The organism is Bacillus sp. FJAT-27251, assembly GCF_001273925.1.
Lineage (GTDB): Bacteria > Bacillota > Bacilli > Bacillales > Cytobacillaceae > Mesobacillus_B.
In genome coordinates this window covers 3,115,293-3,130,912 of record NZ_LIGG01000001.1, presented here as the reverse complement: position 1 = coordinate 3,130,912, position 15,620 = coordinate 3,115,293, and the positions used below count along the sequence as shown (strand labels likewise).

At 45.1% G+C, this 15,620-nt stretch carries 13 protein-coding genes; 6 read left to right on the top strand and 7 right to left on the bottom strand.

The genetic code is table 11. The features are described 5' to 3' along the window. Positions 1 to 12: 12 nt before the first annotated feature. Complete coding sequence (sdaAB, locus tag ADU22_RS14510; RefSeq protein ID WP_053362800.1) at positions 13 to 672, bottom strand: L-serine ammonia-lyase, iron-sulfur-dependent subunit beta; 660 nt, start codon at positions 670 to 672, stop codon at positions 13 to 15. 366 nt (positions 673 to 1,038) lie between these two features. On the opposite strand from sdaAB, the gene ADU22_RS14505 reads away from it, so the two are divergent. The 6 genes from ADU22_RS14505 (at position 1,039) to ADU22_RS14480 (ending at position 7,579) form a co-directional block, all read left to right on the top strand. Beyond that, positions 1,039 to 1,479 (top strand): YtoQ family protein, encoded by a 441-nt coding sequence (locus ADU22_RS14505; protein WP_053362799.1) that lies wholly within the window; start codon positions 1,039 to 1,041, stop codon positions 1,477 to 1,479. A gap of 286 nt (positions 1,480 to 1,765) precedes the next feature. Further along, the gene (locus ADU22_RS14500; protein WP_053362798.1) at positions 1,766 to 3,508 is read left to right on the top strand and encodes a sensor histidine kinase; all 1,743 of its coding nucleotides are present in this window, start codon (positions 1,766 to 1,768) and stop codon (positions 3,506 to 3,508) included. Then, on the top strand, positions 3,509 to 4,282 hold the full coding sequence (locus ADU22_RS14495; protein ID WP_053362797.1) for a response regulator transcription factor: 774 nt from the start codon (positions 3,509 to 3,511) through the stop codon (positions 4,280 to 4,282). It begins immediately after the preceding gene. A gap of 117 nt (positions 4,283 to 4,399) precedes the next feature. Then, positions 4,400 to 5,719 carry an extracellular solute-binding protein gene (locus ADU22_RS14490; RefSeq protein WP_053362796.1) on the top strand — a complete coding sequence of 440 codons (1,320 nt, stop codon included), beginning with the start codon at positions 4,400 to 4,402 and terminating at the stop codon, positions 5,717 to 5,719. 69 nt (positions 5,720 to 5,788) lie between these two features. After that, positions 5,789 to 6,670 (top strand): carbohydrate ABC transporter permease, encoded by an 882-nt coding sequence (locus ADU22_RS14485; protein ID WP_046521706.1) that lies wholly within the window; start codon positions 5,789 to 5,791, stop codon positions 6,668 to 6,670. Between the two features lie 15 nt (positions 6,671 to 6,685). Beyond that, positions 6,686 to 7,579, top strand: a complete 894-nt coding sequence (locus ADU22_RS14480; RefSeq protein WP_053362795.1) for a carbohydrate ABC transporter permease — start codon at positions 6,686 to 6,688, stop codon at positions 7,577 to 7,579. A 398-nt stretch (positions 7,580 to 7,977) separates the two neighbouring features. Here the strand turns inward: ADU22_RS14480 and ADU22_RS14475 are convergent, their stop codons facing one another. The 6 genes from ADU22_RS14475 to ADU22_RS14450 form a co-directional block, all read right to left on the bottom strand. After that, positions 7,978 to 8,598, bottom strand: coding sequence for a YesL family protein (locus ADU22_RS14475; RefSeq protein WP_053362794.1), 621 nt, complete (start codon positions 8,596 to 8,598; stop codon positions 7,978 to 7,980). Positions 8,599 to 8,635: 37 nt separating this feature from the next. Continuing rightward, the gene (locus ADU22_RS14470; RefSeq protein ID WP_053362793.1) at positions 8,636 to 9,619 is read right to left on the bottom strand and encodes an aldo/keto reductase; all 984 of its coding nucleotides are present in this window, start codon (positions 9,617 to 9,619) and stop codon (positions 8,636 to 8,638) included. 29 nt (positions 9,620 to 9,648) lie between these two features. Continuing rightward, positions 9,649 to 11,265 (bottom strand): glycoside hydrolase family 43 protein, encoded by a 1,617-nt coding sequence (locus ADU22_RS14465; RefSeq protein ID WP_053362792.1) that lies wholly within the window; start codon positions 11,263 to 11,265, stop codon positions 9,649 to 9,651. 61 nt (positions 11,266 to 11,326) lie between these two features. Then, positions 11,327 to 12,826, bottom strand: coding sequence for a xylulokinase (gene xylB / locus ADU22_RS14460; protein WP_053362791.1), 1,500 nt, complete (start codon positions 12,824 to 12,826; stop codon positions 11,327 to 11,329). Positions 12,827 to 12,907: 81 nt separating this feature from the next. Beyond that, on the bottom strand, positions 12,908 to 14,224 hold the full coding sequence (gene xylA, locus ADU22_RS14455; protein ID WP_053362790.1) for a xylose isomerase: 1,317 nt from the start codon (positions 14,222 to 14,224) through the stop codon (positions 12,908 to 12,910). Between the two features lie 163 nt (positions 14,225 to 14,387). Beyond that, positions 14,388 to 15,371 carry a glycoside hydrolase family 43 protein gene (locus tag ADU22_RS14450; protein ID WP_069187993.1) on the bottom strand — a complete coding sequence of 328 codons (984 nt, stop codon included), beginning with the start codon at positions 15,369 to 15,371 and terminating at the stop codon, positions 14,388 to 14,390. Positions 15,372 to 15,620 lie beyond the last annotated feature (249 nt).

The following is a 15,620-nucleotide window of genomic DNA, read 5'->3' as shown; positions in this document are numbered from 1 at the left end:
TTGTTCTCTATATTAATCAACGATTTTAATAACCCTGTTTACATTGGAAAGCTTTCGCAATTCCTCGAGGACATCCTCTTCAATCCGCTGGTCCACTTCAATGATCATGATCGCTGTTTCACCCTTTTCCTTCCGGGCAACTTCCATATGGCCAATATTGATTTCGTATTTTGACAGAATGGAAGTGACGCATGATATGACCCCAAAGCGGTCCTGGTGGAAAACGAGGATGGCCGGATCACCAGAAAGTTTCAAATGGAAGGAATTGATCTCCTTGATTTCAATCGTGCCTCCGCCAATCGATATGCCGACTACTTCCATCTCGCTGTCATCATCGTACAGATTCAGTTTCACCGTATTAGGATGGTCGGGCACGGCATCTTCCGGCTGGAAAACAACCTCCATCCCTGCTTCTTCGGCAATCTCCAGGGAATTCCGGATTCTCTCGTCAAACGTGTCAAAATCAAGCAGGCCGGCAACAAGCGCCAGATCGGTTCCGTGGCCTTTATATGTTTTGGCAAACGACCCGTAAAGGGATATGACGACTTTTTTTGGCTGTTTTTCAAATAAATTGCGGGCAACCCGCCCAATCCGTGCAGCTCCAGCCGTATGGGAGCTGGAAGGTCCAATCATCACCGGACCAATAATATCAAAAGCAGAACGATACTTCATTCATAACTCTCCTTTAATTCTCATCATTGCCTCACAATACAGCGTATTCCTGCCCTATTGCTCTGGAGCTCGCCATTTCAATTTTATAACCTAAACCGGCTTAGCCGTAATAATATACACAAACTCAATTGCCGCGGGACCGGCGCTTTGAATCCAATCCCAATAAAGCATAATCCTACACCTATTTTACCAGAAACACGAACAGATATCTGGCAAAATAGTTTTTTATCCTTATTTCCAACCTGGCAAAATTTTAAACTATCTGGTTTTCTTCTTCATTGAAACAAAAGAACCGCCCTATGCTTTGAAATTCCTGTCAAATTGGCTACTATATAGATAGGACAAATTCTGACAGGAGGAATAGCGATGCAATTAACCGTTTATTTAGCAGGGGAAATTCATAGCAATTGGAGAGAGGAAATTACGAAAAAGGCTGAAGAAAGGAAACTGTCATTGACCTTTGTTGCTCCGCAAACCAACCATGACCGGTCCGACAATGTCGGGGAGGACATTCTTGGCAAACAGCCGGGCAGCTTGTATAAAGATGATGCTGCATCAGACATTAACAACTTCAGGACACAGGTGCTGATGCAGAAATCCGATATTGTCATTGCCTTATTTGGCGAAAAATACAAGCAATGGAATACGGCGATGGATGCCAGCACGGCAATCGCAATGAACAAACCGACGATTATCATCCGGCCCGAATCATTGATCCATCCTTTAAAAGAGCTTTCCAATAAGGCCAATGTGACCGTTGAAAGTGTCGACCAGGCATTGGATGTCATCAGTTATATTTATGAATAGCCTCCGATTAAGCCGGGAGAAGGCAAACAGCCTTCTCCCGGCTTCTTTATTTCCTTCCCCATTTAAGCATTCCATCCCGCTTCCCTTAGTTCATCCGGCATACAAACTAAGTTTTCAATTCTATGGATGGAGATGTTATAATGGTTCTAGGTGGAAAAGCCTATATCATGTGATTAATATGCACTAGAAGAAAGCTCATTTTGGTAATTCCTTCTTCATTGTAACCGCTATCAAGTTTTCGAGTTGCTGCAATAAACAGGACTTCTCCAATGAAAGGGAAACAACTATGCTGAATTCACTAAAGAAATGGAATACCCTTCGCAACCAGATTCTATTTATCTTTTTACTGGTTATGATTATCGTGCTGCTGATTGTCAGTTTGCTTACATTAAGGCAAGTTTCTTCTTTATTGAAAAGCAATGCTGAAAAACAAATCAAGCAAGTGGCGATTGAAGCGAACGGCCGAATGGAATCCCTTTACGAGCAGGTGAACATGGCGGCCAAGCTTGTGATGACCGATGAAGAAGTCGAGCAGGCTTTAACCGATATTTATGACGGCAAGGAAATCACCTTCCTGGAGAGACAGGAACTGATGGGCCGGGTGAACAGAATAATAGGCAATACAGACGGTATCTTTGGGTTTCAGCTGTTTTCAGCCCAGGAGCAGCGCATTATCCCGCTTGATGATGACCCGCTGATTAACCGAATTGATAAAAAGTGGATTGCCGAAGCCAATCTCGCCAAAGGAAGAATGGTCTGGATTGGCGACGATCCCAACGATAAAAATAACTTTCTGGCTATCCGGAGGGTTAATTTGATGGAGCGGCAATTCAAAAATGGCGGGTATCTTTTGATCAGCATAAACCGCGACCATTTTACGTTCGCGAATGAAACGTATGATAACGACCAATATTCGATCCTGCTCGATTCGGACCAGAACCCAATCATTCAAAATTATCCCGGAGATATCACTAGCATTATTGAAAGCAATGAAACTACAGTTCAATTAAATCAGCGGGATTATATGGTAACAAAGCAGATTTCCAAACTAACCGGCTGGACAGTCCTGATTTTGACTCCGGTAAGCGAGCTGACAGAAGGAATGTCCGCCATCCGGACAGGAATTATTTTGACGGGGATTGCCGGGGCCTTTATTTTCACGATATTCTCCTACTTCCTGTCAACCATCATCACCAGACCGATCCTGAGGTTGACGAAAACCATGCAGCGTGCAGGAGAAGGTTCACTGACACTTAATCCCAGTGTGTCTTCGGTCAACGAAATCAATGAACTAAACAGCACCTATAATCAGCTTGTAAAAGAAACCAATCATCTAATCCAGATGGTCTACCAAAAGGAAATTCTCCGAAGCCACAGTGAATTGAAGGCCCTGCAGGCGCAAATCAATCCGCATTTTCTCTTTAATACACTGGATGCCCTGCATTGGTCACTGGAGGAAAAAGACGAAGAAGAACTGGCCGAACTGGTTGTCGCCATGTCTGATTTGTTCCGCTATACCATTACGAAGGAAACCGATGATGACTGGGTGTATTTAAAAGATGAGATCAAACATATCGGCGATTATATGGAAATCATGAAAATGCGTTTTGGCGACCGGCTGCAATGGCATGTCTCCGTTCCGGAAGAATATGAGCGGATTAGGATACCAAAGCTGATCATCCAGCCTCTGGTCGAAAATGCCATCCTCCATGGAGCTGGCAAAAAAGCCGGAAGCTGCCTGATTTCAGTAACCGTCGAACCAGTCAGGCAGGACAGCAAGGACCGTATCAGAATCACTGTCCGGGACAATGGTTCCGGAATGGATCAGGAGCGGCTGGAATGGATCCGAAACTCGATGAAAACGGGAGGCACCTCATCAGCAAGCGGGAAAGGCATGGCCATTTCCAATGTCTATAAACGATTAAATCTGTATTACAAAGGCCTTACACATTCCGACTTATTAATTGAAAGTGAATTGAACAAGGGCACAAAAATTTCGTTTGAACTACCGGTCGATGGAGGGGAATAAATGTTTACTAAAACTATTGTCATCGTGGACGATGAGCCAAGAACCAGGCAGGGCCTGCAGCGGGCACTTGAGAGCTGGAATAATGGGGAGTATGCTATCCTCACCGCAGAAAGCGGTGAGGAAGTCCTCAGGATAGCAGAGAAAAAGAAGATTCACATACTGTTCACCGACATACAGATGCCCGAGATGACAGGATTGCAGCTATTAAAAGCAATTAAGGAAAAAGGCATGTCCCCTGTCGTGATTGTCATTTCTGCCTATTCCGAATTTGAATATGCCCAGGAAGCGTTAAGGCTTGGTGTCGTCAACTACCTATTGAAGCCAATTGGCAAAAAGAGACTGATCGAAGCATTGGAGGAAGCTCTTAAGGTGCTCGAAAAGCAAGTAAGATTAGGCATGATTGAAAAAGTCGTGGATGAGAAGATTGTGAATGCCAACACTAAAATCGATTCCACCAAAGACTCCATCCGCACAGCAATGGCGTATATCGACCAGCATTTGAACGATGAATTGACTCTTAAAGAAGTGGCTGCCAAAGTGCACTTGAACCCAAGTTATTTCAGTGTACTGTTCAAGGAGCAGGTTGAACTGAATTTTAGCGAATATGTGACAAGAAGGAGGATCCAGCGCGCCAAGGAATTGATTGTTTCAACCAGCCTGCCGATCAGTGAAATTGCCGAAGAAGTCGGCTATAAAACATCGAAATATTTCATAAAGATTTTCAGGGAGACTGAGGGAATGACCCCCAACGCCTACCGAAAAGACAGCCAATGAAAAGGCTTTCTAAAAATAGTAGTATTTTTCCCAATCATAGGTGCCTTTTTAGAATATTCCCACGGTGATAGACTTTACTTGTAAGACAGAAACATACACATATTAAGGGGGTACTTAATGGTGAAGAAAAAGAAAGCGTTTACCGCTGTCATGTCAATGGCATTGGCAGGAAGTCTGGCTCTTGCAGGGTGTTCCTCATCTTCTGAAACATCAGGCGAATCAGGTTCAAGCGGTGATAAAACCGTAGTCAAAATGATGCATATGTGGCCTCAGGGAAGTGCCAATGCACAGTATTCAATCGTGGATGACATTATCAAAAATTACGAAAAAGAAAATCCGGATGTCGACATCCAAACCGAAATTTTGAACAATGAGCAGTACAAGGAAAAAATCAAGGTGCTATCCGCTTCCAATGAGCTTCCAGACATTGGAATCACATGGGCGGCTGGTTACATGCAGCCATACGTAGAAGGCAACATGTTTGCCCCGCTGGACGATGTCCTTGAAGGTGGCCTGAAAGAGGAATTCGTCCCTGGAACCATCGAAGCTTTTACAATGGAAGAGAAAACCTACGGCCTCCCTCTTGAACTGAACATTGCACCTGTTTATTACAATAAAGAAATCTTTGAAAAGAATAACCTTGAAGTGCCAAAAACTTACGATGAGTTCTTGAATGTAGTGGAAACCCTTGAGAAAAATGGTGTGATTCCAATTACAGTTGGAAACAAGGACCGCTGGACAGGCTCCATGTGGTACATGTACCTTGCCGACCGCATTGGCGGACCTGAGACTTTGAACAATGCGATCAACCGCACTGGAAGCTTTGAAGATCCAGCTCTTGTGAAAGCAGCTGAAGAAATCAAGAAGCTTGTGGACATGAACGCGTTTGTTAAAGGATATAACGGTTTGTCCAATGATGAAGCAAAAGGCTACTTCATGAACGAACAAGCAGCCATGTATGTAATGGGAACATGGGAGCTTCCGAACTATACAACTAGCCCGGATGTTGCTGATGAATTCAAAGAAAAAATCGGTTACTTCAAGTTCCCTACCTATGAAGGCGGAAAAGGAAACATTGACAGCTTTGTCGGCGGGCCTGGTGTTGGCCTGTTTGTCTCCGAAGCTTCAAAAGTGAAAGACGAATCAAAAGAATTTGTTGCCTACCTTGTTGAGGAATGGGGTAAGCGCTCTGTAACAGAAGCCGGTGTCATTCCAGCCACTAAAGTGGATACTGCTGGTACCGATCTTGCTCAAATGTACATTGATATCTTAGACGATTTAGGAAATGCGTCCAATATTACCCTATATGCGGATGTTCAAATGTCTGCCCGCGTAGCGGATGTTCACTTGAACCAGATCCAGGCTTTATTCGGCGGACAGTCATCTCCTAAAGAGTTTGCCAAGACACAAGAAGAAGCTCTTGCTGCTGAGAAATAATTATTGACGGTAAGAGGGCATATTGCTGAAAATATGTCCTCTTTCTTATAAGGAAGGGGACTATCCAACATGAAAAATGTAATGTCGAATAAATTCGTGATCACCCTTTACACACTCCCGGCTCTGCTTCTCATCCTCGTTCTCATCTATATACCAGTTACGCTTTCAGGCTATTACGGGTTTATGGATTGGAGCGGCATGGGCGAGATGAAATTCATCGGCCTCGAAAACTACGCCACCCTCATCAAGGACAATATGTTCTGGACAAGCACATGGCATTCGCTTCAATTAGCCATCTTCTCAACGGCCAGCTTATTGCTTTACCTCGGGATTTCGCTTGTACTGGCAAGCAAAATTAAGGGTTCGGATCTATTGCGTAAAATCTATTTGATTCCTATGCTACTATCATCTGTCGCCATCGCCCAGCTTTGGATGAAGATTTTTGACCCATCCAATGGAATGCTCAACAAATTTCTTGGGTTTTTTGGGATTGAAAATACACCTATTTGGCTGGCAGATCCAAATGTTGCCCTTTATGCCATTTTTATTCCAATCATCTGGCAGTATGCCGGGTTTTACATCCTTATCTACTATGCAGCATTAAAAAATGTATCTGATGAAGTGATTGAAGCAGCGAAAATCGATGGCGCCAACGCTTGGCAAATCGCCTATAAAATTAAGCTTCCGCTTATTTCCGGTGTATTTAAAGTAACGATTATGCTTGCAGTGGTCGGCTCATTGAAATATTTCGACTTGATTTATGTTATGACTGGCGGCGGACCGAACGGAGCCAGTGAAGTAATTGCTTCCTACATGTACAAAGAAGCATTCAAATTGAACAACTTCGGCTACGGAAGTGCAATCGGCTTTGGACTCCTTGTTATCTGTCTTCTGATGACTTGGTTAACTTCGAAACTAACGAAATCTAAAGATGATGATGTTCAATATTAAGGGGGATTGAAACAGATGAGTGAGGTTAGTACACAAAAGACAACAACGACCCTTTCCACATCAAGCGATACAAAGAAATCTTTTTTGAACAAAATCGGCTATGGATTTCTTTATCTTATATTAGGGGCGTTTGCGGTTATTCAGATTTACCCGTTAATCTGGCTGGTGTTCTTTTCTTTAAAAACCAATCAGGAAGTGTTCGGCCAGTCTCCCTTCTCCCTGCCCCAGGATCCTCAATGGATTAACTATACAAAGGCATGGACAGCTGGGAATATCGGCCTGTACTTTTTCAACAGCGTCTGGATTACGGTACTGTCCGTCGTCCTGACGATTCTTCTCGCCAGTTTCGTGACGTTTGCTGTTACACGGATGCATTGGAAATTAAGCGGTCTTGTTCTAGGGTTATTCCTGGTAGCTTATATGATTCCGCTGCATTCCACTATCATCCCGCTGTTCAACATGTATAATAATGCCGGCTTGATTGACCACCCTGCATCGATTGTTTTGTCTTATACGGCGTTTAACCTGCCGCTGACGATTATGATCTTACTGGGCTTTTATAAAACCTTTCCTCGGGAAATCGAGGAAGCGGCCGTCATGGATGGATGCTCGATTCACCGCATCTTCTTCCAGATTACCCTTCCGATGACGCTGCCGGTTTTATCGACAACCGCAATCATCAACATGATTTACAACTGGAACGAATTCGTTTTTGTAAACACCTTCATCAGTTCCGATAAGTTCAAAACATTGACAGTCGGAATCAACAATTTCGTTGGCCAGTATTTGACCGATTGGGGCGCGATTGGCGCGACTCTCGTTATCAGTATCATTCCAGTCCTGCTTGTCTTCCTGTTCCTCAGCGACAAGATCGTGGAAGGAATGGCCGCAGGATCGGTTAAAGGCTGATTAGCAGCATGACATAAGACCGATGCTGGTTTCACTTTTAGGAAGTGAACTCGGCATCGGTCTTTTTTAGGTATTGGCGCAAATGTGACCGCTTAGTTCTCATTTTTTACGTTAATGGGCGTTGTTGACGCAAATTTGATGGCCTGCCTTTCACTTTTTTGGGTCAATGAGGGCCGTTGGCGTAAAATTGGTAGACTGCCTTCCCTTTTTTGCGTTAAGGAGCGCTGTTGACGCAATTTTGCCGGCCTGCCATTCCCTTTTCTGCGTTAATGAGCGTTATTGGCGCAATTTTGCTGCCCTGTCCTCCTTTTTTGCGCTAAGAAGAGCTGTTGACGCAAACTCAGTGCCCACCCTTTCCTTTTTTTGCGCCAATAAAAAAAGGACCAATATCTGGTCCTTTACGTCTGCTGCTGCTTTTTGGCCATTTTATTAAACACCACATAACCTGCCGCCATAATGATGGCGGCGGAAAGGCTGCCGCCAAAGAAAAATCCGAAACCCGGCAGAAATCTCACCACGAAGATCACGGCAGCGACCCCCGCAATCATAACAAGGTTTTCAAGCGGGCTGATCAACATCATCAAAAATGCATTTTTGATCATTTGCACAAGCCTCAGCTCATAATGAACATACACAGGGAACAGATAGAACATGGTCATCAGAGCTGCCAGCATAAACAAGTATAACGGAATCTGAATCACGCTAATGCCCGTGCTGCCCGAGTTTCTTATAAAAACCAGGTTCAGGACAATCAGTCCTCCTACAGCAGCCATGAACAGCCCTAACCCATTGCCGTGCACCCATTCCGCTTTGTAGGTCGTCCAAAACGTACGGAAGATGGGAATGTCTGTTTCTCCCATCAGCCACTTGCGGATAATCGCAAACATCGAAATAGTGGCCGGGAATATTCCCAATACGACCAGACCCAGCAGCGAAAAACCAATCCACAGCAAGTTTAGATAGGCAAATTTCGCAATCCATTCCGTGGCGCCATAAGCCCGATTTGCCGTTTTACTCATCCAATCCCTCCGAACGGTCAGCCTTTGCCCTTATTTATTAATAAGGTCCTCTGATAAAGTCTTTTACCTTCTCCTCATAAAAACGCTGAATTTTTTGCTGTTCTTCCCCGGAGAAAGGCTTGGTTTCCAGCGCGGAAAGATTGTCCTGGACCTGCTTCATGTTTTTAAATCCTGGAATAATGCACGTGATTTCCTTCTGGTCGAGAATCCAGCGCAACGCCGCGCTTGCCATCGACCCGCGGCCTTCGCCAATCCACTTGAGCTCATCTGCCAGTTCGACACCTTTTTTAAATCCAAGGCCCGCAAAAGTCTCGCCTACATTGAACGCCTCGCCGTTTTCATTGAACCGGCGGTGGTCATCTTCCTCAAACACATGGTCACTCGTAAATTTACCAGTAAGCAGTCCACTCGCAAGCGGCAAACGAACCAGCAATCCAACTCCTTTTTTATAGGCCTCAGGAATTAAGGTTTCAAGCGGCTTCTGGCGGAACATGTTAAAAATGATTTGAAGGCTCTTTACATTTGGTTTTTGCAAACAAATCAGCCCTTCTTCCACCGTTTCGACACTGACACCATAGTGCCGGATCTTTCCTTCGCGTTGCAGGGTGTCAAGCACTTCGAAAACGGCACCGTCACGAAGGATCGCAGTTGCAGGGCAATGAATCTGGTACAAGTCGATTCTCTCGCGCCCCAGACGGCGAAGACTATCTTCGCAGTAGGCACGTACCTGTTCATAGCTGTAATTTTCCGGGTCGAAAATATCACCCTGGCGGCAGAACTTTGTGGCTATGTAAATTTGGTCTTCCTTCCCTTTCGTAGCTTTGGCGAGAAGTTCTTCGGCATGGCCGTCTCCATAAACGTCGGCGGTATCAAAAAAGTTAACTCCCTTATCCATGGCATATTCCAGGGATCTGATGGCTTCTGTATCGCTCGTCTTTCCCCACGAGCCGCCGATTGCCCAAGTCCCAAAACTGACTTCACTGATGTTGATCCCGGTATTTCCTAATTCACGGTAGTTCATGTCAATTTCCTCCTTTAAAAAATAATACCTTATTGTTCGCCCTCTGTCCGTTCTTGATAGCTAAAATAATCAAAATCGGCATGGTTCCTGGTGCCGCTTAAATCCTGGACACAAATTCCAAGAAATGCACCGGTAAAGCCCTGGTCAAGCAAAACACCGCCAACCTTTTGTTCAACATGATCGTCCGAAATTTTACTTGCATCAAGCACGGGGCCAATCTCCAGCCACGCGGTTCCATCCTCTGAATAAAAAAATTGCAGCTTCGCATCATCCAGGACCGCTTTTAGATGGACTCTGCTCCACCCCTCAACCGAAATTGGACGGTCCAATGGTTCATCGTATTTCCCCTTGTCGCTGGACATGATTCCGAGGCATTTCCCCAGTTCCTCATCATAGCTGATCCAAAGGTAATAATAATTCCTGGAGTTATAATAGTATACCAGCCCGGCCATTTGCTGGAAGGTTTCCGGTTCGAACTCGACAACCGTCTCAGCGGTGCACGAGAAGGCTTGCTGCCTGCGGGCAATCAGACTTTGCCTGTGGGCCGAACTAAAGGATTCGCGGCCAAACAGCCTTAAATAGCCCGGCCGTTCCGTGAGTGATAACCAGTCTTCTGAAAACGGCTCGCGTAGTGAATTAAAATGAATGCTCAGTTGTTTTTCATCAAAATGGTCCATTCTCTGTTCTTTTTTGAAAGGAGCCTCCGGCAAATCCGGTGCCTCAACCATTACCTTCGCTTCCGTCCCCCCGCCTGCCAGCCTCAGCCAGCCATCTTCTGTCCAGATGCCCTTTTGTATCGCCGTTTCCCTGCCTAGATTACAATTTAGCGAGGATTTTAACGGCCGGCCGGTTAAATGGACAAGGTATAGCTCGTCTGCCTGTGTGTGGACAATGCTCGCGTGACCCGCTTTTTGCAGCGGCAGCTCGGGATTCCCGGCCGATGTCAGGATAGGTCCAATCGGGTCGACCTCGTACGGGCCAAAGAGCGAAGTGGCTCGGGCTACCGTTACGGCATGGKTATACCTTGTCCCGCCTTCAGCAGTCATTAAATAATAATAGCCCTTATGTTTATAGAGATGAGGAGCTTCGGTAAGACCCAACTTAGTCCCTTTAAATATATTATAAATCGGACCGGTTAGCTTTTGTTCTTGTGGACAATATTCCTGCAGCAAAATTCCGCCAAATGAGTTTTTGTTCTTGCGATGGTCCCAAACCATATTGACCACCCACTTTTTTCCGTCATCATCATGGAAAAGCGACGGATCAAATCCGCTGCTGTTCAGATAAACCGGTTCCGACCACGGCCCCATGATGTCCTGGGCGGTTATCAAGTAGTTATGGGTGTCCTTGAAGGGTCCGATATGACTTTTTACATCTGTAAATACTAGATAGTACGTTCCCTCATGATAGCTTAAGCACGGAGCCCAGACGCCGCCGGAATCAGGATTCCCGAGCATATCCAGCTGGCTCTTGCGGGTAAGAGGGTGGGTAAGCAAACGCCAATTCTTTAAGTCCTTTGAATGATGGATCTGGACACCCGGAAACCATTCAAAGGTCGAAGTGGCGATATAATAATCATCTTCCACTCTTATAATAGAAGGATCAGGATTGAATCCTCGTAAAATAGGGTTGGCAATGTGACTCATGTCTTTCCCTCCTTATATGGGTAAATGAAAAGAAAGCCCCACGGATTGTGGGGTTTAATAGTTATTTTCTAAATTCCCTCAACTGATCATTAAGCGACTTGGTTTGCGTATAAACCTGCTGGTAGATTCCAAAGACCTTCTGGTACGTTTCCACGTTATCAGGAATCGGCTCATACGTTTTCGCTGTTTGCAGGAAAGCGTCGGCACATTCTTTAAGGGATGTAAACCAGCCGCTGCCGTATGCTGCGAGCATTGCTGCTCCCATTCCAGGACCTTGTTCACTAGAAAGTTTTTCAACCTTTGCATTGAAAATATCTGCCTGCATCTGCAGCCATGTTTCATTTTTGGCACCGCCGCCAATCGAGATGATGGAATCGATTGTTTTCCCGCTGCTCCTGAAAATCTCAATCGATTCATGCAGGGAAAACGTAATGCCTTCAAGCACGGCACGGGCAAAATGCTTTCGCTCATGAGCCGCATCCACACCAATGAAGCTGCTGCGGATGTTGGAATCGGCATGAGGCGTTCTCTCGCCAACAAGATAAGGAGTAAACAGCAAACCATTGCTTCCTGCAGGAACTTCAGCGACGCCTTCGAGGAACTGTTCGAAGTTTTCCTTTTTGGCAAAGGTGTCTTTAAACCAGCTTAGGCTGTAGCCTGCTGCCAGGGTCACACCCATGGTGTAAAAGGCGTTTTCTTCCCCATGGTTGAAATAATGGACCTTTCCCTCAAAATCAAGGTCGCTTCTATCCTCATAGGAAAGCACCACACCGGATGTCCCGATGCTGCATAATGTTTTTCCTTCGGATAGAATCCCGGAACCAATTGCGCCGCAGGCATTGTCGGCCCCACCCGCAAATACTTCCGTAGCTTCCGATAGTCCAGTTGCCTGGGCAAATTCAGCAGTTACATTTCCTACGAACTCATGGGACTCCACTAAAGCCGGGCAGAACTCCTTGGTCAGCCCGAAAAGGTCAAGAATTTCCTGGCTCCACTCCCGTTTGGCTACATTGAGCAACAGCGTGCCGGCAGCATCGGAGTAATCCATATGCACCTGCCCAGTCATCCGATAGCGCAAATAATCCTTTGGAAGCATAAAAACGCTTGCACGTGCGAAAATCTCAGGTTCATTTTCCTTTACCCAAAGGATTTTCGGCAAGGTAAAGCCCTCCAGCGCCGGGTTCTTGGTAATGTCGAGAAGCTGCTGTTTGCCAACGGTCTCATAAATATCCCCGCACTGCTTTGTTGTTCTTGTATCATTCCATAGGATGGCATTCCTAAGCACCTGGTGATTTTCATCAAGTAAAACAAGTCCATGCATTTGCCCGGAAAAAGAGATGCCTTCGATATCTGCTACATCTCCGCCGAATTGCTGGATAAGTTCAGCCAGGCCTTCCCTTGTCTTCTCCACCCATTCCTCCGGGTTTTGTTCACTATAACCGGATCTTTCAATAATAAGAGGATATGATTTTGAAACCTCGCTGCACACTTGCCCGTTTTGGTCTACAAGCAGGATTTTGACAGCACTTGTCCCGAGGTCCACACCGATTACGTATTTCATCACAATCATCCTTTTCTATAAAAATGTGCTGGAGTATAAACGTCCAGCACATTTTTCATGATTATAATTGGAAAGCTAATCTTATAGAGTTTCCAGTAGATACTGGTTGATGACAGCTTTCAGGCGCTCTGTTCTGCCGGAAGTGTTCTTGATTTCTGTCAATTGAAGAGCATAAGCTTCCAGTTCACGGAAGTTTGTTTTTCCTTCCACGATGTCAAGACCAATTCCTTTTGTAAAGCTGCTGTAACGCTCTTCGATAAAGCTGTCAAGCACTTTATCTTCAATTAGCTTGTTCGCAACTTTTGCACCGATTGCAAATGCGTCCATTCCGGCGATATGTGCATGGAAAAGATCTTCTGCATCAAATGAACCTCTTCTTACTTTTGCGTCGAAGTTCAAGCCGCCTTGGCCTAAGCCGCCGTTTTTCAGAATTTCATACATTGCTAATGTGTTTGTATAAAGGTCTGTCGGGAATTCATCTGTATCCCAGCCAAGAAGGGTATCGCCTTGGTTGGCATCAACAGAACCAAGCATGCCGTTGATACGAGCTGTTCTCAATTCATGTTCGAACGTATGGCCAGCAAGTGTCGCATGGTTTGCTTCAATATTGAACTTGAAGTAGTCTGTCAGGTCATATTTTTGCAAGAATGCAAGACCAGTAGCCACATCGAAATCATATTGGTGCTTAGTAGGCTCTTTCGGTTTTGGCTCGATCAGGAATGGAACATTCAAGCCGATTTCTTTTGCATAGTCAACTGCCATATGGAAGAAACGTGCCAGGTTGTCCTGCTCAAGCTTCATGTCTGTATTCAGAAGCGTTTCATATCCTTCACGGCCGCCCCAGAACACATAGTTTTCTGCGCCAAGTTCTTTCGCTACTTCGAGGCCCTTTTTCACTTTCGCTGCAGAGTAAGCGAATACATCAGCATTTGGAGAAGTCGCAGCACCATGAGTGTAGCGCGGGTTTGTGAACATGTTAGCTGTGTTCCAAAGCAATTTTACTTTGCTTGTTTTCATGTAATCTTTAATCATCGCGACGATGATGTCTTGATTTTCATTGGATTCCTTCAACGTGCTTCCTTCTGGAGCGATGTCCACATCATGGAAAGCAAAGAAAGGAACATTCAATTTTTCGAAAAGCTCAAATGCAGCTTCCACGCGTGCTTTCGCCAAGTCCAGGCCTGTGAGATGGTCCCAAGGGCGGATCGCTGTGCCTGCACCAAATGGGTCTCCACCGTCCGCTGTGAATGTGTGCCAGTAGGCAACAGAGAAGCGAAGAAGTTCTTCCATAGTCTTGCCATTAATTTTTTCTTCTGGATTATAGTATTTAAATGCAAACGGGTTGGTGGACTTAGCACCTTCAAATTGAATTTTATTCACTGTTTCGAAATAAGCCATGGGATTATTCCTCCTAGTATTTTCGTTTTTAATTACTTCATCATGTAAATGCTTACAAAAGGTTTCGAATGTCCTTTGTATGATTGAATTATAGCACTATAAGGTTAGTTTGTCTATCGGATAAACTAAGGTTTTTAAAAATATTTTACTAGAGTTTTTCACGTCATTTATTTTCATAAGGATCAATGGTTTGGATCGTTCCATCTTCGTTATATTTCAGTTCCGTGAATTTTACGGACCGCTTATGGTTCACACCGCCGGATAAGGAGCTGTCATGGTAGAACAGATACCATTTATCTTTGTACTGGACAATTGAATGGTGGGTCGTCCAGCCAATGACCGGGGTAAGAATCGTCCCTTTGAAGGTAAAAGGACCCATTGGGTTTTCGCTCACGGCGTAAACAATTTTATGGGTGGTGCCGGTGGAATAGGAAAGATAATAAAGTCCATTATATTTGTGGACCCATGGGCCTTCAAAGTATCTCCGGTCTTCGTCACCGGCAAGGATTGGGTTGCCCTCTTCATCCACTATGGAGATTTCCTTCGGTTCACTTTTAAAATTCAGCATATCATCCGTCAGTTCCGCTACAATCGGGCCTAATGCCGGTTCCGAAGCTGCCGGGCCTTCTGCATCTTGCTGGAAAGTACCTGACTGCCATTTTTCCAGTTGTCCGCCCCATAGGCCACCAAAATAGACATACGCCTTGTTGTCTTCGTCGACTAGAACGGCCGGATCGATGCTGAAGCTGCCAGGGATATAATTATCCTCCGGCTTGAAAGGTCCTGCAGGACTAGGACTGGTTGCTACGCCAATTCGGAAGATCCCGTCCTTGTCCCTTGCCGGGAAAAACAAATAATAGATGTTGTTCTTGTAGGCCGCATCTGGTGCCCAAAGCTGCTTGCTCGCCCATGGAATATCCTTGAGATGAAGCACTTCACCATGATCCACACAAGGACCATCTGCATCTTCCATCGACAAAACATGGTAATCCTCCATCTTGTACTGATCCCCATTATCATTGGAAGGTTCATCATGCTCAAGGTCGTGGGAAGGATAAATATAAAGCTTCCCTTCAAACACATGGGCAGAAGGATCAGCCGTGAAAATATGTGTCACTATAGGCTCATTAGGTTTCGAGTTTTTCATAATAGCCTCCCTAGCATTTGTTGTCTACAAATGTAGTATAAACGTTGCCGCTCACTTTGTACAGCGATTATACAAAGTTTTTAAATGCAGCACGGGGACGGTTCTGCTGCTTCTCTCCTAAGAGTGCATATGCACAGAAAACGCTCCTTTGCTGAAAAGCGTTCCTCACTACCTTGTTTTCGCACTATTTAATAGCTTAAAGGAAGTCATTATTGAAAAACCTATTCTAATGGAAAACATTCCAGTGTG

Bases quoted from the DNA above. Each gene is read 5' to 3' on its own strand.
- sdaAB (WP_053362800.1), bottom strand. From the start codon at position 672: ATGAAGTATCGTTCTGCTTTTGATATTATTGGTCCGGTGATGATTGGA.
- ADU22_RS14505 (WP_053362799.1), top strand. From the start codon at position 1,039: ATGCAATTAACCGTTTATTTAGCAGGGGAAATTCATAGCAATTGGAGA.
- ADU22_RS14500 (WP_053362798.1), top strand. From the start codon at position 1,766: ATGCTGAATTCACTAAAGAAATGGAATACCCTTCGCAACCAGATTCTA.
- ADU22_RS14495 (WP_053362797.1), top strand. From the start codon at position 3,509: ATGTTTACTAAAACTATTGTCATCGTGGACGATGAGCCAAGAACCAGG.
- ADU22_RS14490 (WP_053362796.1), top strand. From the start codon at position 4,400: ATGGTGAAGAAAAAGAAAGCGTTTACCGCTGTCATGTCAATGGCATTG.
- ADU22_RS14485 (WP_046521706.1), top strand. From the start codon at position 5,789: ATGAAAAATGTAATGTCGAATAAATTCGTGATCACCCTTTACACACTC.
- ADU22_RS14480 (WP_053362795.1), top strand. From the start codon at position 6,686: ATGAGTGAGGTTAGTACACAAAAGACAACAACGACCCTTTCCACATCA.
- ADU22_RS14475 (WP_053362794.1), bottom strand. From the start codon at position 8,598: ATGAGTAAAACGGCAAATCGGGCTTATGGCGCCACGGAATGGATTGCG.
- ADU22_RS14470 (WP_053362793.1), bottom strand. From the start codon at position 9,619: ATGAACTACCGTGAATTAGGAAATACCGGGATCAACATCAGTGAAGTC.
- xylB (WP_053362791.1), bottom strand. From the start codon at position 12,826: ATGAAATACGTAATCGGTGTGGACCTCGGGACAAGTGCTGTCAAAATC.
- xylA (WP_053362790.1), bottom strand. From the start codon at position 14,224: ATGGCTTATTTCGAAACAGTGAATAAAATTCAATTTGAAGGTGCTAAG.
- ADU22_RS14450 (WP_069187993.1), bottom strand. From the start codon at position 15,371: ATGAAAAACTCGAAACCTAATGAGCCTATAGTGACACATATTTTCACG.